General features: G+C 61.1%; 24 protein-coding genes. 18 read left to right on the top strand and 6 right to left on the bottom strand.

Features of this window, described 5'->3' with window-relative positions:
* The first annotated feature begins 12 nt into the window (after positions 1-12).
* The 15 genes from C2E19_RS18930 (at position 13) to C2E19_RS18860 (ending at position 12,206) form a co-directional block, all read left to right on the top strand.
* Positions 13-774, top strand: coding sequence for a SurA N-terminal domain-containing protein (locus tag C2E19_RS18930; protein WP_129394583.1), 762 nt, complete (start codon positions 13-15; stop codon positions 772-774).
* A gap of 219 nt (positions 775-993) precedes the next feature.
* Positions 994-1,524, top strand: a complete 531-nt coding sequence (locus tag C2E19_RS18925; protein ID WP_129394582.1) for a response regulator — start codon at positions 994-996, stop codon at positions 1,522-1,524.
* A gap of 81 nt (positions 1,525-1,605) precedes the next feature.
* The gene (locus tag C2E19_RS18920; protein ID WP_129394581.1) at positions 1,606-3,312 is read left to right on the top strand and encodes a GspE/PulE family protein; all 1,707 of its coding nucleotides are present in this window, start codon (positions 1,606-1,608) and stop codon (positions 3,310-3,312) included.
* Complete coding sequence (locus C2E19_RS18915) at positions 3,293-4,096, top strand: hypothetical protein (protein ID WP_129394580.1); 804 nt, start codon at positions 3,293-3,295, stop codon at positions 4,094-4,096. Before C2E19_RS18920 ends, C2E19_RS18915 begins: the two co-directional genes overlap by 20 nt.
* A 1-nt stretch (position 4,097) precedes the next feature.
* Entirely contained in the window at positions 4,098-4,643 is a 546-nt protein-coding gene (locus C2E19_RS18910) for a PilN domain-containing protein (protein ID WP_034152599.1), read from the top strand.
* On the top strand, positions 4,630-5,178 hold the full coding sequence (locus tag C2E19_RS18905; RefSeq protein WP_129394579.1) for a GspMb/PilO family protein: 549 nt from the start codon (positions 4,630-4,632) through the stop codon (positions 5,176-5,178). The genes C2E19_RS18910 and C2E19_RS18905 overlap by 14 nt, the downstream gene beginning before the upstream one ends.
* A complete protein-coding gene (locus tag C2E19_RS18900; RefSeq protein WP_129394578.1) occupies positions 5,178-5,696 on the top strand; it encodes a hypothetical protein in 519 nt (172 codons plus the stop codon). Before C2E19_RS18905 ends, C2E19_RS18900 begins: the two co-directional genes overlap by 1 nt.
* Positions 5,693-7,540 (top strand): secretin N-terminal domain-containing protein, encoded by a 1,848-nt coding sequence (locus C2E19_RS18895; protein ID WP_129394577.1) that lies wholly within the window; start codon positions 5,693-5,695, stop codon positions 7,538-7,540. Before C2E19_RS18900 ends, C2E19_RS18895 begins: the two co-directional genes overlap by 4 nt.
* A gap of 2 nt (positions 7,541-7,542) precedes the next feature.
* Entirely contained in the window at positions 7,543-8,019 is a 477-nt protein-coding gene (locus tag C2E19_RS18890) for a type II secretion system protein (RefSeq protein WP_129394576.1), read from the top strand.
* Between the two features lie 5 nt (positions 8,020-8,024).
* Positions 8,025-8,399 carry a type II secretion system protein gene (locus tag C2E19_RS18885; RefSeq protein ID WP_007919395.1) on the top strand — a complete coding sequence of 125 codons (375 nt, stop codon included), beginning with the start codon at positions 8,025-8,027 and terminating at the stop codon, positions 8,397-8,399.
* Entirely contained in the window at positions 8,374-8,913 is a 540-nt protein-coding gene (locus C2E19_RS18880; RefSeq protein ID WP_129394575.1) for a type II secretion system protein, read from the top strand. The genes C2E19_RS18885 and C2E19_RS18880 overlap by 26 nt, the downstream gene beginning before the upstream one ends.
* Positions 8,910-9,302 (top strand): curli production assembly/transport protein CsgE, encoded by a 393-nt coding sequence (gene csgE, locus C2E19_RS18875; RefSeq protein ID WP_129394574.1) that lies wholly within the window; start codon positions 8,910-8,912, stop codon positions 9,300-9,302. Before C2E19_RS18880 ends, csgE begins: the two co-directional genes overlap by 4 nt.
* The gene (locus C2E19_RS18870; protein ID WP_129394573.1) at positions 9,299-9,730 is read left to right on the top strand and encodes a curli assembly protein CsgF; all 432 of its coding nucleotides are present in this window, start codon (positions 9,299-9,301) and stop codon (positions 9,728-9,730) included. The genes csgE and C2E19_RS18870 overlap by 4 nt, the downstream gene beginning before the upstream one ends.
* A 29-nt stretch (positions 9,731-9,759) precedes the next feature.
* Positions 9,760-10,620, top strand: coding sequence for a CsgG/HfaB family protein (locus C2E19_RS18865; RefSeq protein ID WP_129394572.1), 861 nt, complete (start codon positions 9,760-9,762; stop codon positions 10,618-10,620).
* Positions 10,621-11,489: 869 nt separating this feature from the next.
* A complete protein-coding gene (locus C2E19_RS18860) occupies positions 11,490-12,206 on the top strand; it encodes an alpha/beta hydrolase (RefSeq protein WP_129394571.1) in 717 nt (238 codons plus the stop codon).
* On the opposite strand, the gene C2E19_RS18855 is transcribed toward C2E19_RS18860, so the two are convergent.
* Positions 12,196-12,759 (bottom strand): hypothetical protein, encoded by a 564-nt coding sequence (locus tag C2E19_RS18855; protein WP_129394570.1) that lies wholly within the window; start codon positions 12,757-12,759, stop codon positions 12,196-12,198. The two genes, C2E19_RS18860 and C2E19_RS18855, sit on opposite strands and share 11 nt — an antisense overlap.
* Before the next feature lie 80 nt (positions 12,760-12,839).
* A complete protein-coding gene (locus C2E19_RS18850; RefSeq protein ID WP_129394569.1) occupies positions 12,840-13,616 on the bottom strand; it encodes a hypothetical protein in 777 nt (258 codons plus the stop codon).
* Between the two features lie 146 nt (positions 13,617-13,762).
* Between C2E19_RS18850 and C2E19_RS18845 the strand changes: the two genes are divergently transcribed.
* Positions 13,763-14,299: a chalcone isomerase family protein gene (locus C2E19_RS18845; protein ID WP_129394568.1), complete on the top strand. Its 537-nt coding sequence runs from the start codon at positions 13,763-13,765 to the stop codon at positions 14,297-14,299.
* 158 nt (positions 14,300-14,457) lie between these two features.
* Positions 14,458-15,777: an Nramp family divalent metal transporter gene (locus C2E19_RS18840; RefSeq protein WP_129394567.1), complete on the top strand. Its 1,320-nt coding sequence runs from the start codon at positions 14,458-14,460 to the stop codon at positions 15,775-15,777.
* Between the two features lie 221 nt (positions 15,778-15,998).
* Here the strand turns inward: C2E19_RS18840 and C2E19_RS18835 are convergent, their stop codons facing one another.
* Genes C2E19_RS18835 through C2E19_RS18825 form a run of 3 tightly spaced genes read right to left on the bottom strand, consistent with a single transcriptional unit; the run spans position 15,999 to position 18,580 of the window.
* Complete coding sequence (locus C2E19_RS18835) at positions 15,999-17,180, bottom strand: acetyl-CoA C-acetyltransferase (RefSeq protein WP_129394566.1); 1,182 nt, start codon at positions 17,178-17,180, stop codon at positions 15,999-16,001.
* Between the two features lie 11 nt (positions 17,181-17,191).
* Positions 17,192-17,857 carry a CoA transferase subunit B gene (locus C2E19_RS18830; protein ID WP_129394565.1) on the bottom strand — a complete coding sequence of 222 codons (666 nt, stop codon included), beginning with the start codon at positions 17,855-17,857 and terminating at the stop codon, positions 17,192-17,194.
* 24 nt (positions 17,858-17,881) lie between these two features.
* Positions 17,882-18,580, bottom strand: coding sequence for a CoA transferase subunit A (locus C2E19_RS18825; protein ID WP_129394564.1), 699 nt, complete (start codon positions 18,578-18,580; stop codon positions 17,882-17,884).
* A gap of 265 nt (positions 18,581-18,845) precedes the next feature.
* Here C2E19_RS18825 and C2E19_RS18815 point away from each other — a divergent pair, with 265 nt between their 5' ends.
* The gene (locus tag C2E19_RS18815; protein WP_129394562.1) at positions 18,846-19,727 is read left to right on the top strand and encodes a LysR family transcriptional regulator; all 882 of its coding nucleotides are present in this window, start codon (positions 18,846-18,848) and stop codon (positions 19,725-19,727) included.
* A gap of 87 nt (positions 19,728-19,814) precedes the next feature.
* On the opposite strand, the gene C2E19_RS18810 is transcribed toward C2E19_RS18815, so the two are convergent.
* Positions 19,815-20,663, bottom strand: a complete 849-nt coding sequence (locus tag C2E19_RS18810; protein ID WP_129394561.1) for an NAD-dependent protein deacetylase — start codon at positions 20,661-20,663, stop codon at positions 19,815-19,817.
* Between the last annotated feature and the right edge of the window lie 167 nt (positions 20,664-20,830).

The following is a 20,830-nucleotide window of genomic DNA, read 5'->3' as shown; positions in this document are numbered from 1 at the left end:
GGAGGCCCGATCATGAAGCTCACAAGTCTGATAGTGCTGCTGACCTGCTGGTTTCCGCTGGCGTGGGCCAATAACGAACCGGCCGTGGCGCGGGTCAACGGCGAGGAAATCTCCGGGTTTCGTTTCGAGCGCTTTTTCGCCGAATACCTGGAAGATCAGGGTCGCGCGGTGGCGAGTATTCGCAGCCCCAAGGCCTACAAGGAACTGCGGCATGCGGCGTTGCAAATGCTGATCGACAAAGAACTGCTGTGGCAGGAATCGCAGAAGCATGGCCGGCAGATCGACGAGCAAGCGCTGCGTCAGCAAATCGAGCAAACCCGCATGGCCATCGGCGGCGCGGATAAATTCGTGCGTCGCTTGCAGGATGCCGGTTTCGATGAGGCGTCCTTCACCGAGTACACCCGTCGCGAACTGGCGGCGCAGCAGATGTTCGCCGAGCTGATCCGCGCCAATACCTTGCAACCCCGGCACTTGCTGATCCGTGTGCCCGCGCAAGCGGATGCCGCCACAGTGGCCGCAGCGCGTCTACGCTTGATGCAAATGCGCGCCTCGATCATCAGCGGAGCAGCGCTCGCCAGCCAACCGGTGCGTTCACCGTTCGGCTGGCATGTGATTTATTTGCAGAACCACTTGGAGGCCGCCGATGTCCCAGATTTACAGGGGCTGGATTCAGTCAGGGCACAGCTCGCCCGACAGCAACAGACCCAGGCTCGTCGTCAGGTGCTCGCGCAATTACGGGTGCAGAACAGGATCGAACGAATTGACGACGACTGAAGGTTCCCCCCCAATAGTGGGGAATGGCTTCGATGCCCATTCAGGTGCTTCCCCGTTTCTGGGGAACGGGGTACCGGGACGAGCGGGCATTGTCATTAATTTCAAGGACATGAAGAGATAAAATTACCGGCGCTCTGCCTGGCATGAAGTGTGCGTTACCGATGGTAAGGCGCACTCTCAGGGCGGGGTCATCGGACCTGCTGTTTCAAGGAGTCGACCTTGGTTAACAAAGTACTGGTTGTCGAAGACGAACAGCTGCTTGCACAGAATCTTCAGGATTATCTGTTGGCGCAGGGGCTGGATGTCCGGATTGCACATGACGGAGCGACGGCTATCGGTTTGGCCGAAACGTTTGCCCCCGACGTGCTGGTGTTCGATTACCGCTTGCCCGATATGGAAGGCTTTGAGGTGCTCGACGCGGTCCGCCAGAACAGGGCGTGTCATTTTGTGCTGATAACGGGTCACCCGACCGCTGAAGTCTGTGAGCGGGCGCGGCAACTGGGGGTCAGCCACATCCTGTTCAAACCGTTTCCCTTGGCGGAACTGGCGCGGGCGGTCTGCGACCTTCTTGGCATCAAGCGCGAAGCGAAACCCGGTGCGAGCCCTTCCGAGGGCTTTGTCGAACGACGCCAGAGCAGGACCGAGAGCTTCCCGTTGCAGTTGTACGATGGCAGTTGGGTGTTGGCGGATCGGCGACGACAGTTGCACGCCATGGCACCGGACGACGATCAAATGCTCACCGGGGAGTAATGGCGCGAACAGACGTTCCGGCACTTGCCGCCAAGGTTTGCCGCGCCGACAGGGCTCTGAGCCCCGGTTGGAGAGCAAGCCATGGAACGTCTGTCCGTTGTCGTCGAACCACTGCCGGCCGAAAGCGCCCCAGAGCGTTTTTCAAGTGAACAGCTTGCCCAGGCCCGGGCGCGGGCCGCCACTTCCGGGGAACGCGTGCTTGAAGCCCTCGGCGTGTTGTGCGAACTGGCGCCGATGCCGTTCATTCACACCCTCGGCGCCACCCTGCATTACCCGGTGCTCGACACCGACAGCCTGTTCGCCGCGACGCCGGTATTCGACCGGGTCACCCTCGCACAATGCCTGAAACGTGAATTCATCCTGCTGCGCCACAACGACGAAGTCATCGGCGTCTTTGCCGACCCCTTCGACCCGGCGCGCCTGGCCTGGATCGACGATTGCCTGCACGGCGCGCCGCTGTATCTAGTGCACGCCGATGACCTCAAGGCCTATCTGGCCCGCCACGAAGAAAGCTTCCACGCCGTCGAATCGCTGAACGCCCAAGGCGACACCCACCACGAAATCGACACCCTGCAAAGCCTGTCGCTGACCAGCATCAGCGAAGACGCCAGCAGCGTGGTGAAACTGGTCAACTCGACCCTCTACGACGCGCTGAAAATGCACGCCAGCGACATCCATCTCGGCACCACCGGCCACGGTCTGGTGATCAAGTACCGCATTGACGGCGTGCTCAACAACATCAGCAAAGTCCAGGGCAACGAGTTCGCCGAGCAGGTGATCTCGCGGGTCAAGGTCATGGCCGAACTGGACATCGGCGAGAAACGCGTACCGCAGGACGGTCGTTTCAAGATCGGTATCAGTGGCCGGCAGATCGACTTTCGCGTGTCGATCATGCCGAGCATCTTTGGCGAAGACGCGGTGCTGCGGGTGCTCGACAAACAGGATCTGGCCGACAAGGTCTGCGGCGTGCAATTGCAGGCGCTGGGCTTTGAAGACGAAACCCTGCGCCAGTTGCGCCGGCTCGCCGCCGAACCCTACGGCATGGTGCTGGTCACCGGCCCGACCGGCAGCGGCAAGACCACCACGCTGTACGCGATGATCACCGAGATCAACCACGGCGTGGACAAGATCATCACCATCGAAGACCCGGTCGAGTATCAATTGCCGGGGGTGCTGCAAATCCCGGTCAACGAGAAAAAAGGCCTGACCTTCGCCCGGGGTTTGCGCTCGATCCTGCGTCACGACCCGGACAAGATCATGGTCGGCGAAATCCGTGACCCGGACACCGCGCAGATCGCCGTGCAATCGGCGCTCACCGGTCACCTGGTGTTCACCACCATTCACGCCAACAACGTCTTCGACGTGATTGGCCGCTTTACCCAAATGGAAATCGACCCCTACAGTCTGGTCTCGGCGCTCAACGCGATTCTCGCCCAGCGCCTGATCCGGCTGGTGTGCGCCAGTTGCAGCGCACCGGTCAATCCGAGCGATGAAGAGCTGCGCGCCTCGGGCCTCGATCCACAGAAAGTCGACCATTACCACTTCGTCCACGGCAAGGGCTGCGGCCACTGCCGGGGCAGTGGCTATCGCGGGCGCACGGCGATTGCCGAGTTGCTGCACCTCGATGACGAACTGCGCCAGATGATCGTCGAGCGCCAACCCATCACAAAAATCAAAGCCCTGGCCTGCGCCCGTGGTTTGCGCCTGTTGCGCGAATCGGCGCTGGAGCTGGTGGAGCAAGGTCGCACCACGCTGGAGGAGATCAATCGTGTCACTTTTATCGCGTGAGCGTTTTGTCGCCGTGCTCGGCGCCAGCGGTGTTGGCCTCGGTCAACGGCGTGGCAGCGACACCCTGTGGCTGGGCAGCGTCGGTTACATCGACGAAGGCTTCCAGAGCTACGCGGTGGCCCTGGACACCCTCGACCGCCTGCTCGGTGAACACGCCCGTGCCGGTGGCGAATTGAGCGTGGTCATCTCCGGGCACTTCAGCCGTTTCTGCCTGGTGCCATGGAGCGCGCAGATCAGCAGCCCTGAAGAACTGCGCGGCTTTGCCCAATTGTGTTTTGAAGACTTGTTTGGTGCGCCAACCCAGCCGTGGCGTCTGGTGCTGTCCGCTGAGCCGGGCGGTTACGACCGCATCGCCAGCGCCTTGCCGCAAGATTTGCTTGATCGCCTGCGCACGCTGGTCAGCGCTCGCGGTTTGCGCCTGCGCTCGGTGCAGCCGTACCTGATGGCGGCGTTCAACCGCTTCGATAAAAGCTTCGATGCCGGCGATTTCCTCTTCGTCGTCGCCGAGCCGCAACGCAGTGTGTTGTTGCTGGCGAGGGAAGGGCGCTGGGCCGGCGTGCGCTCTGCGGGCGGTAGCGACAGCGATGCCGCGTTAAATGCGCTGATCGGTCGTGAACGGCAGCTGCAAGCCTCGACCAGCGAACGCGCCTTCAACGTTTATCTGCATGCGCCGGCGCGCCTCGATGCGCATCCGGACGTGGCGGGTGTGCAACTGCGCACCCTTGAAGACGACTCGATGACCGTGCGTGACGGCTTGTACGTCATGTCCCGGGCGGTGGCCTGAGATGCGTGCGCTCAATCTCGACTTCCAGCCACGTCCACGTTCCGGCCCATTGGGTTGGAGTTTGCTCGGTGGTGGCGTGCTGCTGGCGCTGCTGTGCTTCGGCGTGCAACAGCACCTCGACGCGCACACCGAACAGCAACAAGGCCACCTGCAAACCACTCAGCGCCAGCTCACTGGCGACAGCGGCGCCAAGTCCACCCTGAGCCCGGCGCAAATCCGCGAGCAAGCAGCAAACCTCGCCGAGATGCGCAAGGTTTCGCAGCAACTGCGCCGGCCGTGGGAACGCCTGTTCGCCATGCTCGAAGCGATGCCGCGCGATGACGTCGCACTGCTGAGCCTCACTCCGGATGCACGCAAAGGCCAAGTGCGGATCAGCGCCGAAGCGCGGGATCTGCAAGCGATGCTCGACTTCCACAAACGTCTGGAAGCCAGCGACGAGCTGTCCGACGTGTCGCTGCTGAGCCACGAGATCGTCGTCAAATCGCCGGAACAACCGGTGCAATTCAACCTGTCGGCGACCTGGGAGATGGGCGATGCGAATCCCTAGACTGATCGTCCACGAATACTTGCAAGGCCTCGGCATTCCGGGCCTGGCCGGGCTGGCACTGCTGCTGATCGCCGTGGCTTGGGCGCTTGGCGGTTTGCTGCCGGGCTGGCAATCGTTGCAGCACCTCAGCCAGCAAACTCAGGAAGCTACCGAGTATCTGGCCAAGGTTGAAGACGGCAGCATTGCGCCGCCGGTGGTGCCGCAACGTCAGCTCGACGACTTCCGCAACAAACTGCCGGCGCAGCCGCAAGCCACGGTCGCCATCGACCGCATCTACGCCCTCGCAGCCCAGGAACACATCACTTTGGCGCGCGGCGAATATGCGCTCGGTGTCGACCCGAAAACCCATCTGGCGCGCTATCAGATCCTCCTGCCAGTGCGCGGCAGCTATCCGCAACTGCGCCGCTTCGTGCACGCCTTGCTCGGCCAGTTGCCGGCGGTGGTGGTGGAAGACCTCGAGTTGCAACGCAAGAAGATTGGCGACACCGACCTCAATGGCCGGATCCGTTTGACCCTTTTCCTGTCGAGGTCGTGATGAATACCAAGCGCGTGACAGGGTGGGTAGCGTTCTTCGGCGTGGCGGCCGCACTGGCGTGGTTACCGGAATATTTCTCGCCGAGCGAAGACGCCGATTCCGCTGAAGTGAGCGTGACCGCGCCGGCAAAAAACGCCAACCGTGGCGCGCTACCGGCCAGCAACGCCAAGGCCAAAGAGGCGCCGATCATGGACCTGAGCCCGGCCGGCGATCTGTTTGCCGCCAAGAGCTGGAAGGCCGCGCCAACCCTGGCCACGGTCACCGAAATTGCCGTCAATCCCGCAACAGTGGTGCAAGCCCCGAGCCTGCCACCGGTGCCGTTTCAGTTCGTCGGGCGGCTGCATGACCGCAGCGACCTGCAAGTGTTTTTGCAGAACGGCGAAAAGATCTACGTCGTGCGCAACGGGGATGTGATCGACGACACCTGGAAGATCACCGGCATTTCCGATGTGGAATTGAGCCTGGTCTACCTGCCTTTGCATTTGTCGCAGACCTTGTCTGTGGGGAGTACGCAATGAACCGTTGCCGTTTGCTGATGAGCCTGGGTCTGTGTGCCGGGCTGGCCGCGTGCAGTTCCGCGCAAGTGGCCAACAAGGAAGCCGCCGACCTGATTGATCAGGGTCAGTACGAGGCGGGGCTGGCCCGGATCGAAGATGGCCTGCGCGAGAATCCGCGCGACACCGAATTGCACCTGTTGCTCAACACCGGTCGGGCCAAGGCGATCACTTCGTTGTTGACGGCCGGCGACATCGACCGTTCGCGTCGCGATTTTACTTCGGCGCGCACCGCGTACATGCGCGTGCTGACCATCGAGCCGAACAACCGCCGCGCGCAGGATGCCCTGAAGCAGATGGAATACCTGCGCAGCATGGACGAAAAGCTCGAGCTGGCCCGTGGCGACCTGCGTCGCGGCGATATCTACGGTGCTGATCGTCAGGTCAAGCAGATCCTCGAACTTGATCCGGCCAACGAAGGTGCGCTGGAGCTGCAAGGCAGCATTCGCCTGGTGCAGAGTCGCAACGTCATTGCGTATCCGCAACTGCGCACCAAGCTCGATCGGCCAGTGACTCTGGAATTTCGTGACGCCAACTTGAAGACCATTTTCGAAGTGCTGTCGCAGGTCGCCGGGCTGAATTTCATCTTCGACAAAGACCTGCGCCCGGACATGAAAGCCACAATCTTCGTGCGTGACGTGCGCATCGAAGACGCGGTGACCCTGCTGCTGCAACAGAACCAGTTGCACCAGAAAGTGGTGAACGAAAACACCTTGCTGATCTACCCGGATTCGCCGCAGAAAGTGAAGGATTACCAGGAACTGGTGATGCGCACGTTCTACCTGACCAGCATCGACGCCAACACCGCGCTGAACATGGTCAAAACCATGCTCAAGACCCGCGACGTATTCGTCGACGAACGACTCAATACCCTGACCATGCGCGACACCGAAGACGCCGTGCGCATGGCCGAGAAACTCCTGCAATCGCAAGACCAGTCCAACCCCGAAGTGGTGCTCGAAGTGGAGGTGATGGAAGTCGCCACCCAGCGCATTCTCGACCTTGGCCTGCAATGGCCGAGCACCTTCGGCGTGGTCAACACCGATGGTTCTCCGGTCACCCTGCTGGGGCAACTCAAGGGCATCAACTCTGACCGCATCTCGATCGGGCCATCGCCGCAGGCCAAGATCAACGCGCAGGACAACGACATCAACACCCTCGCCAGCCCGGTGATTCGCGTCAGCAACCGCGAGCAGGCACGCATCCACATCGGTCAGCGCGTGCCGATCATCAGCGCGACTTCGGTGCCGTCGACACAGGGGCCGGTGATCACCGAAAGCGTGACGTATCTGGATGTCGGTCTGAAGCTCGAAGTAACCCCGACCGTGCACCTGAACAACGAAGTGGCGATCAAGATTGCCCTGGAAGTGAGTAACGCCACGCCGCTCGAACCGACCCGCCAGGGCACGATTCCGGTGCAGGTCGATACCCGCAACGCGCAAACCTCGCTGCGTCTGCACGATGGCGAAACGCAAATCCTCGCCGGGCTGGTGCGCAACGATCACGGCGCCACCGGCAACAAGATTCCCGGCCTCGGTGACATTCCCGGGTTGGGCCGTTTGTTCGGCAGCAACAAAGACACCATCGGCAAATCGGAACTGGTGCTGTCGATCACCCCACGGATTGTGCGCAACCTGCCGTACCAGAGCCCGTCGGACATGGAGTTTTCCACCGGCACCGAAACCAGCATGCACATCCAGGCCCCGGACCGTTCGCAGAGCTACGTGATGCCGTCGCCTGCCGCGCAGCCGCGTGCCGTCGCTGAATCGGCCGTGGCCACCACCCGCGTCACTGTCGAGAAGCCTTGATCATGAACGCCTGCCAACGCGGTTTCACCCTGATCGAAGTCGTGGTGACGCTGGCCCTGATCGGCCTGTTGGCGAGCATGGCTGCGCCACTGACCGAGACCCTGGTGCGGCGTGGCAAGGAGCAGGAGTTGCGCGCCGCGCTGTACCAGATTCGCGATGCCATCGACGCCTACAAACGCGCCTTTGATGCCGGTTACATCGAGAAGTCACTGAACAGCAGCGGCTATCCGCCGAACCTGAAAGTGCTGGTCGAAGGCGTGCGCGACGTGCGCAGTGCCAAAGGCGCCAAGTTCTACTTTTTGCGTCGTATCCCGCGCGATCCGCTGGTGCCGGCCAAACGTAATGACGAAGGTGGGGGTTGGGGCGTGCGCGCCTACGACAGTTCGGCTCAGAACCCGCGCGATGGCGAGGACGTGTTCGACGTCTATTCCCACGCCCGTGGCAAGGGCCTCAACGGCATCGCCTATCGCGAGTGGTGAATCTCATGCGTCGGGAAAAAGGTTTTACCTTGCTGGAGTTGATGGTGGTGATGGCGATCATCGCCACGCTGATGACCATCGCGCTGCCGCGCTACTTCAACAGCCTCGAAGCGTCGAAGGAAACCACCTTGCGCCAGAGCCTGTCGGCGATGCGTGAGGCGCTGGATCACTTTTACGGCGACACCGGGCGTTATCCCGATTCCATCGAGCAACTGATCGAACAACGTTATCTGCGCAACGCGCCACTCGATCCGATCACCGAACGCAAAGACCAGTGGGTGCTGATCGCGCCACCGGACGGCGTTGCCGGTGGTGTGGCCGACATCAAAAGCGGTGCTACCGGGAGGGCGCGTGATGGCAGCCAGTATTCCGAGTGGTAACCGCGCGCAGCAGGGTGGCTTCACCTACTTGGGCGTGCTGTTCCTGATTGTGGTGATGGGCATGGGCCTGGCCAGTGCCGGCGAGTTGTGGTCGACCGCATCACGCCGCGACCGCGAGCGTCAGTTGCTCTGGGTTGGCACCCAATACGCTCAGGCGCTGCGCAGCTATTACCGCAGTTCGCCGGGGTTGGCGCAGTACCCGAAGGAGTTGGTCGATCTGCTCGACGATCAGCGTTTTCCCGAGGCGAAACATCATTTGCGTCAGCTCTATCCGGATCCGATCGGTCAGGGTGAATGGGCAGTGCAACGCGGTTTCGATGGGCGCATCACGGGTCTCAATAGCCCTTCGACCGAGCTGCCGTTGAAGCAGGCGGACTTCCCGACGCAGTGGTCGGATTTCGAAGGCATGCAGCGTTATTCCGACTGGCAATTCGTCGCCGAGAAAGCCTTTCTCGAAGGCAGCAATGGCCCGGCGAAAGGCCAGTCGAATCTGCCGCAGGCGTTGCAGCCATGACTCGCCACTGGTGGTGCGCGTTGGTTCTCACCGTCGTGGCGGGCTGCGCCCATGCCGGTGAAGAAGACGAAATGATGGGCTTCATCGTCGACGACACGATCTCGCACATCGGCCACGACTTTTACTACTCGTTCAGTGAACGCCTGCGCGACACCAGCCCGATGGATTTCAACCTGGTGGTGCGCGAGCGGCCCGACGCGCGCTGGGGCAGCCTGGTGACCGTGGAATATCAGCAACGCCTGGTTTATCGGCGCTTCCTGCCGCCGAACACTGTGGAACTGAAGGATGAGGCCTATGAGGCCGCCGATCTGGTTCGACTGGAGGTTGTCCGGCGCAAGCTGGAAACCATGTTGCAGGACACCACCGACCTTGAGAAGGACGAACTATGAACAGCACAACGTTCTCACGGCGCAGCGGATTCTGGATCTCGGGGTTGTTGATCGGGCTCGCCAGCGCCACTGCTGTCCAGGCCACTGAACTGGTCTACACGCCGGTCAACCCGTCGTTCGGCGGCAACCCGCTGAACGGCACCTGGCTGCTCAATAACGCCCAGGCACAAAACGACTACGACGATCCCGACCTGAAAAAACGCACCACGGTGGCCGGCACGTCGGCGCTCGAACGCTTCACCAGTCAATTGCAATCGCGGCTGCTGGGGCAGTTGCTGGACAACATCTCCACCGGCAACACGGGGAGCCTGTCCACTGACGCTTTTATCGTCAACGTCGTCGACGACTCGGGGGCACTCACCATTGAGGTGACCGACCGAGCGAGCGGCGAAGTTTCGGAAATTCAGGTGAACGGCCTCAACCCATGACGGGCTGACGGTTCCGGGGAGAGACGGACATGAAAAGAATAATCGCGCTAGGGCTGCTGTTGGCGACATTACAAGGGTGCAGTCTGCGTGAGCCGATGTCGGCCGAGCAGGACACCGAAACCCCGACCCTGACCCCCAGGGCCTCGACCTATTACGACTTGCTGAAGATGCCGCGGCCCAAGGGGCGGCTGATGGCGGTGGTGTACGGCTTCCGTGACCAGACCGGGCAGTACAAACCGACCCCGGCCAGCTCGTTTTCCACCAGCGTGACCCAGGGCGCGGCGTCGATGTTGATGGACGCGATGCAGGCCAGTGGCTGGTTTGTCGTGCTGGAACGCGAAGGGCTGCAGAACCTGTTGACCGAACGCAAGATTATTCGCGCCTCGCAGAAGAAGCCGAATACGCCAGTGAATATTCAGGGTGAGCTGCCACCGTTGCAGGCGGCGAACATGATGCTCGAAGGCGGGATCATCGCTTATGACACTAACGTTCGCAGCGGTGGGGAAGGGGCGCGGTATCTGGGGATTGATCTGTCGCGTGAATATCGGGTGGATCAGGTGACCGTCAACTTGCGTGCGGTGGATGTACGTAGCGGGCAGGTGTTGGCGAATGTGATGACCAGCAAGACGATTTATTCGGTAGCGCGCAGTGCGGGGATTTTCAAGTTTATCGAGTTCAAGAAGTTGCTTGAGGCTGAGGTTGGTTATACGACGAATGAGCCGGCGCAGTTGTGTGTGTTGTCGGCGATTGAGGCGGCGGTGGGGCATATGGTGGCGCAGGGAATCGAGCGGCATTTGTGGCAGGTGGCGGGGGACGCTTCTACGCCTGGGCAGGATGATGTTTTGAATCGGTATTTGACTCAGAACAAGATTGATCCTGAGGCCGAGTGAACGTGGCGGCCTTCGGGCCGACCAGGTTCTTGTAGAGGTCGGCGGGACTGATGCTTTTGAGAATGTCCCCAAACCCCTGTGGGAGCTGGCTTGCCAGCGATGGCGGCCTTATAGCCGACCAGTCTCTGGCGGGTGTACCCAGTTCCAAATGTGGGAGCGAGCCTGCTCGCGAAGGCGTTTTGTCAGGCGGTGGGGTTCTTTCTGACGTTGTGCATATCCGTTGCTGCGGTAATGGCTGCTTAGGGTTCCGCCCTTACGGCGGGTCACTTTTTCCAGACGCCGAAAAAGTAACCAAAAAGGCTTGCTCCTACGTGCGGCCCGCTCGCTAAGGCTCGGGGTTCCTTCGCTCCGGGATCGATCCGGGCGCAGCGCCTACGGTTTGCTGCGCTGCACCTCCTCTCGCTGTGTTTGGCTGCGCCAAACGGTCGCTGCGCTCCCACCCCCCGGATCAATCCCGGAACGAAGCCTTCCGACGTCGCTCATGGATCAAGATCAAGAGCTGCAGCCGAGCTAACGCTCATCCTGTTGAGTGGTGAAGAGCGGGCGCGATGCGAAAATTTATCGGGTGAACTCAATTCCTGTGGGAGCTGGCTTGCCTGCGATGGCGGCCTGACAGCCGACCTGTTTTGGCGGATGGACTGGATTCACATGTAGGAGCTGCCGAAGGCTGCGATCTTTTGATCTTGCCTTTGCAGGAGCAAAGCCTGCTCGCGATGGCGCTCTGACAACCACTCAATCCCTCGCATATATACCTGCCTCTGTGGGAACCGGCCTGCCAGCAATGACGACCCCAACCTCCCCAAATATTTGGATCTCCACCCCGGAATGTTAGGCTCCCCCCAATCCCTGCATTCTGTGAAGGAAGGCTTATGTTGAAGGTGTTCGCTCTACTGACGCTGCTGGCGTCTACCGCCGTCCAGGCGCAAACCACGCTGCAATCCGATCTCCCGCTGAAGTATCTCGAGCAGGTTAACCCTGACGCCGAGCCGCGGCCGTTGGTGATTTTTCTGCACGGCTACGGCAGTAACGAGGCGGATCTGATCGGGATGAAATTCCAGCTTCCGGCGCAGTACAACTATCTGTCAGTGCAGGCGCCGTTGTCGTTGGGCGAGGATCGCTATCAGTGGTTTCGCAAGAAGGGCGAGGGCGCTTACAACGGCGAGACGGATGATTTGCAGGCCAGCGGGCAGAAGCTGCGCGACTTCATTGCGCAGGCGGCGAAGAAGTATCACGCCGCGCCGGACAAGGTCTACCTGATCGGTTTCAGCCAGGGCGCGATGATGACGTACGAGGTTGGTTTGCGTGCGCCGGTGGCGGTGGGCGGGATTGCAGCGTTGAGTGGGCGTGTGTTGCCGGTGTTGAAAAACGAGTTGAAGGCTGAGCGACAGCCGCTGCCGCTGCACATCTTTATCGGCCACGGCACCGCCGATGATCGTGTGCCGTATCACGACGGCACCGCGGCCAATGACTTGCTGCAAAAGCTTGATTACAAACCCGAGTTCCACGCTTATCCCGGCGTCGGCCACAGCATCAGTGCGGCCGAACTGCGGGATTTGAATGGCTGGTTGCAGCAGCTCAATCCTTGAGGATGGTTTTAACCAAGGCATCGTGACCTTTCTTGTCGCTGGCGCGGGAGATCACCTGAACCAGCGCCATTTTTGTGCCGGAGCCGGCCATCAACGTGGTGTTGAGGGTCTGGCCGCCGCCTTGGGTGGCGGTGCTGTCGACCTGGCGCAGGCCGAGGCCAGTGCCTTTCTGGGTCAGGCTTTTTTCGCTGAGTTTGTTGAAGTCCGGCAGGGCTTTGCGCTGGTCTTCGATGAAGCTTGCGACGCTGCCGTCGAGGAATTCGCCGTCGTTGTCCTTGACGTTCTGGCCTTCGGCGATCTGGTTTTCGGCGGCGATGACCACGGTTTTGGTGGACTCGTTGGTGTACATCGTGCCGGTGGCGCCGCCGGGGCTGGCCGGTAACGGATCAGCCACGAAGCCTTTAGGCAGAGTGAACGTGAACTTGCCGCCGAGCAGCGAGACTTGCTCGGTCGTGGCTTTTTCCTTGGCTTTGGCAGCCTGAGCGTTGATGGCGCCGAGACCGGCGACGGCCGCCAGCAACACGATGACGGCTTTCTTGCTCAACAATGACATTCGAATCTCCGAGGGATGGACGCGCTAGGCGGGCGATCATCCCACGCAGCGCGCTGTCACTCCAGCGCGGTTCGTCAGGGTTACTGTGCCTGTTGCTGTTTCGCCACCGGCCGGGCCAGCAGTTGGCGGGTCACGCCGAGCATGGCCACGGAGACGGCCACGCCGACCGCGAATCCGCTCAGTCCCAGGGTGGGCAGGGTCCATGCCGCCACCAGGCAGAACGCCGAAAACGAATACATCCCCGTCGCGGTTGCCCGTAACAGCACGGCAGTAAACGCCGGGCCACGGGTTTGCTGGGAGAACACCGCCATCACGCTGCCGAGCACCGGGAACACCGCGAGCAGGCCGCTCCAGCGTTCGCCGACGGTGCTGGCCAGCAGGGTCACCAGCAGCGTCAACGCGGCGCCGGCAATCATTCGCCAGATCAGTTTGTCCGACTTCGGCGCCGGGCCACTGAGCACCGGCTGCACGTCGGGAAACAGGTACGGCGCCGCCAGCAGGGCGATCGCTGCGGCGGCTATCGAGAACGGCAGCGACGTCGGAAGCAACGACAATACCAAGGCCAACAGCGCCCAGACCGACAGCGAAATCACCAGCGCCCAAGGCCAGTTTGCCCGTTGCGCGACCTGCGCGTAGGTGATGCAGAAGGCAATCATCGCGAACATCGCCGACAACGCCGCCACGGCCGATTGCGCGGCAAACTGTGGGCCCTGTTCAATGGCAAGGAAAAACAGAATCGGCCCGACCACCACTGGCAGTCCCGACAGCCATCCGGCCACGCTCGGTCCCCAGCGCTTGCCAGCGAGGGAAATCAGCAGCAGAAAACCAGGAATCAGCAGCAGTTTGAGAATCAGCACGCGCAAATCTCCGTCGGACGAGTGAGGGCCACGTTAGCATTGCCGCCGGCAGATTGCTGCATTGTCAGACAAAAATTGTATACAAAGCTATAGCGATGAAGCCGGCTATGCTCTGATTATCAGGGCTTGCCGGAGTCGTTACCGCGATGAACAGAACACCCAAGGTGTTGCGTGGATGCTGCGGCATCGGCTTGTGGGCCTTGTTGTTGACGCCGACGTGGGCCAATTGGCAGGACGCGGTGCCCGGTGCGCAGATCATCGGTTCCGGCGACTTCAGCGTGTTCGGTTTCGATGTGTACAACGCGCGGCTGTGGAGTGCCGCGCGACCGTTGGCCGAGGGGCAGCCGTTTGCCCTGGAGCTGATTTATCGCCGCAGCATCTCGCGCGATGACCTGGTGAAAGCCAGCGTCGACGAAATCAAACGCCTGGCCGGCGCCAACGTCAGCCCCGCGCAACTGGCCGGCTGGCAGATCCAGATGCAGCAATCGTTTATCGATGTGCAGGCCGGCACGCGGATTACCGGGGTGTATCTGCCGGGGCAGGGCGCGCGGTTTTTTGTCGGTCAGCAGTTGCAGCATGAAATCGATGATCCGTTGTTTGCCCGGGCGTTCTTCAATATCTGGCTTGATCCGCGCACACGCAGCCCCGAATTGCGGGAGCAGTTGTTGGGTGTGAATCGCTAAGATCAAAAGATCGTCCGAACGCGGCCCGAGCCTCCGGCAGCTCCTACATTTGAAATGCGTACCATGTAGGAGCTGCCGCAGGCTGCGATCTTTTGATCTTCTAGCCAGCGACTGAAACGTCTAAGCTGCATCTTTCCGACTTGTTTCTGGATGTGTGCGTGAAATTCAGTTTGCCCAAAATCGCCACCGCGCCGTTTTGTCCGCCGGAAGTGGCCGGCAGCGTCGAGGTTGATCCCAACGCCGCGTTCTTCAAGCGCGTGCTGCGTTTCGCCGGTCCCGGTTTGCTGGTGTCGATCGGCTACATGGATCCGGGCAATTGGGCGACCGCCATCGAAGCCGGTTCGCGTTTCGGTTACAGCCTGTTGTTCGTGGTGTTGCTGGCGAGTCTGGCGGGCATGGTCGTGCAATGTCTGTGTTCGCGCCTGGGCATCGCCACCGGACGCGATCTCGCGCAGCTGTCGCGCGAACGCTACAGCACGCCGGTCGCCCGCTTGCAGTGGGTGTTGGCGGAGATTTCGATCATCGCCACCGACCTTGCCGAAGTGCTCGGTTGTGCGCTGGCGTTTCACTTGTTGCTTGGCTGTTCGCTGACCTTCGGCATTGCCCTGACGGCGTTCGACACCTTGCTGGTACTAGCCCTGCAGAATCGTGGCTTCCGCCGACTGGAAGCGATCATGCTGGTGCTGGTCGCGACCATCGGCGTGTGTTTTTTCGTTGAGCTGGTGCTGATCAAACCCTATTGGCCGGACGTCTTTCAAGGTTTCAAACCCTCTCTGTCAGCCATCAGCGATGCCGCGCCGTTGTACCTGGCCATCGGCATTCTCGGCGCGACGGTGATGCCGCATAACCTCTACCTGCACACCTCGATCGTGCAGACGCGCATGATCGGCAAGGATCTGGCCAGCAAGCAGGACGCTGTGAAGCTGGCGCGCATCGACACCATCGGTTCGCTGGCGCTGGCATTGCTGGTCAACGCGGCGATTCTGATTCTCGCGGCAGCGGCGTTTCATCAGTCGGGGCATACCGAGGTGGTCGATATCCAGGACGCCTATCACTTGCTCGATCCGCTGGTTGGTGGGGCATTGGCCAGCGTACTGTTCGGCGTGGCGTTGCTCGCTTCGGGGCAGAGTTCAACCTTCACCGGCACCATCGCCGGCCAGGTGATCATGGAGGGTTACCTCAACCTGCGGATTCCATGCTGGCAGCGGCGCCTGATCACCCGGGGGCTGGCGCTGATTCCGGCGTTTATCGGCGTGTGGCTGATGGGCGATAACGCGGTGGGCAAGTTGCTGGTGCTGAGTCAGGTGGTGTTGAGTTTGCAACTGCCGTTTGCGTTGTATCCGCTGATTCGCATGACCAATGACCAACAGCTGATGGGGCCGTTTGTGAATCGGCTGCCGACGCGGATGTTGGCGTGGGGGTTGTTTGTGGTGATCAGTGGGGCGAATGCCTGGTTGATCCTGCAATTGGTTGACTGAAAATTTTGTGCTGACTGGACTGGCCCCTTTCGCGAGCAAGCCCGCTCCCACAGGGAAATGCATTTCAAGGTGGGAGCGGGCTTGCTCGCGAAGGGGCCTTCAAGGCCAGCCTATAAAATCCAGAAAAAAAAATACCCGGTGCAACGCAAGCTGCACCGGGTTTTTTGTTGCCGAAAAACGGCGGATGTCGTGGATCCGCCGCCCTCCGTTGAACCCTTTGCTTAAGCCCGTTCCAGCGCCAAAGCCACACCCTGACCGCCGCCGATGCACAGGGTCGCCAGACCCTTTTTCGCATCACGCTTGATCATTTCATGCAGCAGCGTCACCAGCACGCGGCAGCCCGATGCGCCGATCGGGTGGCCCAGCGCAATGGCGCCGCCGTTGACGTTGACCTTGCTCAGATCCCATTGCAGATCCTTGGCCACCGCCAGCGATTGCGCGGCGAAAGCTTCGTTGGCTTCGATCAGGTCGAGTTGCTCGATGTTCCAGCCAGCCTTGTCGAGGCAACGGCGGGTCGCCGATACCGGGCCGATGCCCATGATCGCCGGGTCAACGCCCGCGTTGGCGTAAGCAGCGATTTTCGCCAGCACCGGCAAACCGAGGGCTTTGGCTTTTTCCGCGCTCATCAGAATCACGGCGGCGGCGCCGTCGTTCAGCGACGAAGCATTACCGGCGGTGACGCTGCCGTCCTTTTTGAACGCCGGGCGCAGTTTCGCCAGCGATTCGGCGCTGGTGTCACCGCGCGGTTGCTCGTCGACCTTGAACGCAACTGGATCGCCCTTGCGCTGCGGAATCAGGATCGGGGTGATTTCATCGACAAAGCGACCGGCCTCGATGGCGGCGGCGGCTTTCTGCTGCGAGGCGGCAGCGAAGGCGTCCTGCTGCTCGCGGCTGATCTCGTACTTGTCGGCGAGGTTCTCGGCGGTGATGCCCATGTGGTAGTCGTTGAATGCATCCCACAGACCATCGCTGATCATGGTGTCGACGATTTGCGCGTGGCCCATGCGCAAACCGGTGCGGGCGCCCGGCATCACATAGTTGGAGAGGCTCATGTTTTCCTGGCCGCCGGCGATGATCACGTCGGCATCGCCGCAGCGGATCGCTTGCGCGCCTAGGTGCAGAGCCTTGAGACCCGAACCGCAGACCTTGTTCAGGGTCATCGCCGGTACCGCGTGCGGCAGGCCAGCCTTGATCGCCGACTGACGCGCCGGGTTCTGACCGGCGCCGGCGGTCAACACCTGGCCCATGATCACTTCATCGACCTGCGCACCGTCCAGACCGGTCTGCTCAAGCAACTGGCGGATCACCGCCGCGCCCAGATCCACCGCGGAAACGCTGGCCAGGGATCCCTGGAAACTGCCGATCGCGGTACGCGTGGCGGCAACAATTACGACGTCTTGCATTTTCGAATTCCTCACTCGGCAGCGAACTGCATTTCCGGCACGTGATCCGGGACGATCAGTTTACCAGCGGTTTTGGCGACGATTTCCTCGACGCTGACGCCAGGTGCGCGTTCCTTGAGGACAAAAGCGCCATTTTCGATTTCCAGATAGGCGAGGTCGGTCAACACGCGTTTGATGCAACCGGCGCCGGTCAGCGGCAGACTGCATTTGGCCAACAGTTTCGACTCACCGTCCTTGGAGGCGTGGGTCATGATGACGATGATGTTGTCCGCGCCAGCCACCAGATCCATCGCGCCGCCCATGCCCTTGACCAGTTTGCCGGGGATCATCCACGAAGCGATGTTGCCTTCGACGTCGACTTCGAACGCGCCGAGCACGGTCAGGTCGACATGGCCACCGCGGATCATCGCGAAAGACTCGGCGGAGTTGAAAATCGACGCGCCGATGCGTGCGGTCACGGTCTGTTTGCCGGCGTTGATCATGTCGGCATCGATGGTGTCTTCAGTCGGAAACGGGCCCATGCCGAGCAGGCCGTTTTCCGATTGCAGCATGACTTCCATGCCTTCGGGAATGTAGTTGGCGACCAGGGTCGGAATGCCGATGCCGAGGTTCACGTAGTAGCCGTCCTGCATTTCGCGGGCGACGCGCTGAGCCATTTGTTCGCGGGAAAGTGCCATGTTTTTATTCTCCGTCAGCCTGAATTATTTGCGGATGGTGCGCTGTTCGATGCGTTTTTCGAACGTGCCGCAAATGACCCGATCGACGTAGATGCCCGGGGTGTGGATGTGCGCCGGGTCGAGCTCGCCGGGTTCGACGATTTCTTCGACTTCAACCACGGTGATCTTGCCGGCGGTGGCGGCCAGCGGATTGAAGTTCTGCGCGGTGTGACGGTAGATGACGTTGCCGAAGTGGTCGGCTTTCCAGCCTTTGACGATGGCGAAGTCGCCTGTGATGGATTCTTCCATCAGGTACTTGCGACCCTTGAATTCACGCACTTCCTTGCCCTCGGCAACCGGGGTGCCGACGCCGGTGGCGGTGAAGAAGGCGGGGATGCCGGCGCCACCCGCGCGCATTTTCTCGGCGAGGGTGCCTTGCGGGGTCAGGATGACTTCGATTTCGCCTTTGAGCAGTTGCTCTTCGAACAGCTTGTTTTCGCCGACGTAGGAGGCGATGACTTTGCTGATCTGACGGTCGGTGAGCAGCACCCCGAGGCCAAAGCCGTCGACGCCGCAGTTGTTGGACACGACAGTGAGGTCGCGGGTGCCTTTGCGCTTGATCTCGGCGATCAGGTTTTCCGGAATGCCGCACAGACCGAAGCCGCCGGCGATGACGGTCATGCCGTCCTCAAGCCCGGCCAGGGCTTCCTCGTAGGAACTCACGCGCTTGTCGAAACCTGCCATATGCACCTCTTTTATTATTTGCGGGCGGCTGGCTAGCCGAATGGTTGGAGTGTCTCGCTGGAGGATATATTTGTTAAGTTGATTTTTAAGGTTAATTGATAGATAAAACTCAACAATCGCCGAAATCAACGCAACCGAACGAATTCGACGAATCCCTGTAGGAGCTGCCGCAGGCTGCGATCTTTTGATCTTTAAAATCAACATCAAAAGATCGCAGCCTGCGGCAGCTCCTACATGGCCCAGAGGTATGTCCTGAGGTTTGAGTATGACCATCAAACAGATCCGCGCCTTCCTCGCCGTCGCGCATAGTCTGAGTTTCGCCGTGGCCTGCGAGCGGTTGCACCTGTCGCAATCGGCCTTGAGCCTGACCATCAAGGCGCTGGAGGAAGGTTTGGGCGGGCGCCTGTTCAGCCGCAACACGCGCAACGTCGCGCTGACCCCGGAAGGCGAATCGCTGCTGCCATTGGCCCGACGGCTGATCGCCGACTGGGACAACGCCGAAGACGAAATGCGCCAGCGCTTCAGCCTGCAACGCGGGCGGGTGACGCTGGCGGCCATGCCGTCATTTGCCGGTAACCTGCTGCCACCGATTCTGAAAACCTTTCGCGCGCGCTATCCGAACGTCAACGTCACGGTCAACGACGTGATCAATGAGCAGGTGCTGGAAATGGTCCGCGATCGCCAGGTTGAACTCGGCGTGGCGTTCGAACCGATGCAGAACACCTCGATGACGTTTACGCCGTTGTACATGGATCGCTTTGTGGCGGTGGTGCCAAAGGATTCGCCGCTGGCCGGACGCAACGAGATCGATTGGCAGACCTTGTTGCAGGAACCGTTCATTACCTTGCAACGACCGTCGACGGTGCGGGTGATGCTCGAGGAGCACTTGCAGGCGCGCGGGAAGAAGTTGCCGGTGGAGTTTGAAAGTCATCAATTGGCCACGGTCGGCAGAATGGTTGCCAGCGGACTCGGCGTCAGCGCGGTGCCAGCGTTGTGCGCCGAACAGATGCTGGAACTCGGCGCGCACTGCCTGACACTCAACGACTCGGTGGAACGGGCCATCGGCGTGCTGACCGAACCGGGCAATGAGCTGTCGGCAGCGGCGCAAGCGCTGTTCGATATCCTCCAACAGGAACACTACGCCTGAAACACACCCCACCGTGTAGGAGCTGCCGCAGGCTGCGATCTTTTGATGTTGTTGTTCAGATCAAAAGATCGCAGCCTGCGGCAGCTCCTACAGGGGGACGTTCAGGTGGTGGGCGAGCAGGGGCAAAAGTTGTTCGCAGGAGGCTTCGATCTTCAGGTCGAGCAGGTCATCCGCGCGGGTCTTGCCGAGGTTGATCGCGATCAACGGTTTGCCGCGATCGGCAATCACCCGGCACAGGCGAAATGCTGAATACGCCATCAACGACGAGCCGACCACCAGCATCCCGGCGGCATTCTCGGCCGCAGCCATTGCTCGGGCGGCGGTGGGCTGCGCGACGTTTTCGCCGAAAAACACCACATCCGGTTTCATCCGCTCTCCCGCGCAATAGGGGCAATGCGGTACTTGAAACCGCGCCTCAAAGGCCGGATCGAGCAAGGTATCGCCATCCGGTGCCTGCACCGCATCGACGCCCGCCAGATAGGGATTGTGCATTTCCATCAAGCGTTGAATCGAATCGCGCTCACTGCGCTGACCGCAATCCAGGCACACCACCCGATGCAGGCTGCCGTGCAATTCGATCACGTCATGGCTGCCGGCCTGATCGTGCAAGGTGTCGACATTCTGCGTGATCAAGGCGCGCAGCAAGCCATGTCGCTGCAAACCGGCCAGCGCTTCGTGCGCCGCATTCGGTTGCGCCTGGCGCACCCGTGGCCAGCCAAGCATCGCCCGCGCCCAGTAGCGGCGGCGCGATTCGGCGGCAGCGAGGAACTCCTGATACATCATGGGTTGGCGACCACGGCGCACGCCGTCGCTGTCGCGGTAATCAGGTATGCCGGAGGGCGTGCTGATGCCGGCGCCGGTCAGCACGATGAAATCGCCATCGGCCATCGCCTGTTGCAACGTGTCGAGGTGTTTGCGGGTCGGGCTGTCGAGCATGGTCAGCGCTCCGGGGGCGGGATGCCATGCAGATTAGCACTGACCCTGTGGCGAGGGGGCTTGCCCCCGTTGGGTCGCGTAGCGTCCCCAAATCAGGGGACTGCTTTGCAGTCCAACGGGGGCAAGCCCCCTCGCCACAGGTTTTTTGCAGAGCCACTGGTTTTGCA

Origin of the sequence: Pseudomonas sp. DTU12.3 (assembly GCF_004124275.1) — a bacterium.
GTDB lineage: Bacteria > Pseudomonadota > Gammaproteobacteria > Pseudomonadales > Pseudomonadaceae > Aquipseudomonas > Aquipseudomonas helmanticensis.
The sequence above is the reverse complement of the archived record's forward strand: the minus strand, read 5'-3'. Positions and strand labels throughout refer to the sequence as shown.

Excerpts from the sequence above, each read along its gene's own strand:
- C2E19_RS18855 (WP_129394570.1), bottom strand. The coding sequence starts at position 12,759 with ATGTCATTGTTGAGCAAGAAAGCCGTCATCGTGTTGCTGGCGGCCGTC.
- C2E19_RS18930 (WP_129394583.1), top strand. The coding sequence starts at position 13 with ATGAAGCTCACAAGTCTGATAGTGCTGCTGACCTGCTGGTTTCCGCTG.
- C2E19_RS18920 (WP_129394581.1), top strand. The coding sequence starts at position 1,606 with ATGGAACGTCTGTCCGTTGTCGTCGAACCACTGCCGGCCGAAAGCGCC.
- C2E19_RS18860 (WP_129394571.1), top strand. The coding sequence starts at position 11,490 with ATGTTGAAGGTGTTCGCTCTACTGACGCTGCTGGCGTCTACCGCCGTC.
- C2E19_RS18910 (WP_034152599.1), top strand. The coding sequence starts at position 4,098 with ATGCGTGCGCTCAATCTCGACTTCCAGCCACGTCCACGTTCCGGCCCA.
- C2E19_RS18880 (WP_129394575.1), top strand. The coding sequence starts at position 8,374 with ATGGCAGCCAGTATTCCGAGTGGTAACCGCGCGCAGCAGGGTGGCTTC.
- C2E19_RS18830 (WP_129394565.1), bottom strand. The coding sequence starts at position 17,857 with ATGGCACTTTCCCGCGAACAAATGGCTCAGCGCGTCGCCCGCGAAATG.
- csgE (WP_129394574.1), top strand. The coding sequence starts at position 8,910 with ATGACTCGCCACTGGTGGTGCGCGTTGGTTCTCACCGTCGTGGCGGGC.
- C2E19_RS18825 (WP_129394564.1), bottom strand. The coding sequence starts at position 18,580 with ATGGCAGGTTTCGACAAGCGCGTGAGTTCCTACGAGGAAGCCCTGGCC.
- C2E19_RS18865 (WP_129394572.1), top strand. The coding sequence starts at position 9,760 with ATGAAAAGAATAATCGCGCTAGGGCTGCTGTTGGCGACATTACAAGGG.
- C2E19_RS18815 (WP_129394562.1), top strand. The coding sequence starts at position 18,846 with ATGACCATCAAACAGATCCGCGCCTTCCTCGCCGTCGCGCATAGTCTG.
- C2E19_RS18895 (WP_129394577.1), top strand. The coding sequence starts at position 5,693 with ATGAACCGTTGCCGTTTGCTGATGAGCCTGGGTCTGTGTGCCGGGCTG.
- C2E19_RS18900 (WP_129394578.1), top strand. The coding sequence starts at position 5,178 with ATGAATACCAAGCGCGTGACAGGGTGGGTAGCGTTCTTCGGCGTGGCG.
- C2E19_RS18890 (WP_129394576.1), top strand. The coding sequence starts at position 7,543 with ATGAACGCCTGCCAACGCGGTTTCACCCTGATCGAAGTCGTGGTGACG.
- C2E19_RS18835 (WP_129394566.1), bottom strand. The coding sequence starts at position 17,180 with ATGCAAGACGTCGTAATTGTTGCCGCCACGCGTACCGCGATCGGCAGT.
- C2E19_RS18845 (WP_129394568.1), top strand. The coding sequence starts at position 13,763 with ATGAACAGAACACCCAAGGTGTTGCGTGGATGCTGCGGCATCGGCTTG.
- C2E19_RS18885 (WP_007919395.1), top strand. The coding sequence starts at position 8,025 with ATGCGTCGGGAAAAAGGTTTTACCTTGCTGGAGTTGATGGTGGTGATG.
- C2E19_RS18810 (WP_129394561.1), bottom strand. The coding sequence starts at position 20,663 with ATGCTCGACAGCCCGACCCGCAAACACCTCGACACGTTGCAACAGGCG.
- C2E19_RS18905 (WP_129394579.1), top strand. The coding sequence starts at position 4,630 with ATGCGAATCCCTAGACTGATCGTCCACGAATACTTGCAAGGCCTCGGC.
- C2E19_RS18870 (WP_129394573.1), top strand. The coding sequence starts at position 9,299 with ATGAACAGCACAACGTTCTCACGGCGCAGCGGATTCTGGATCTCGGGG.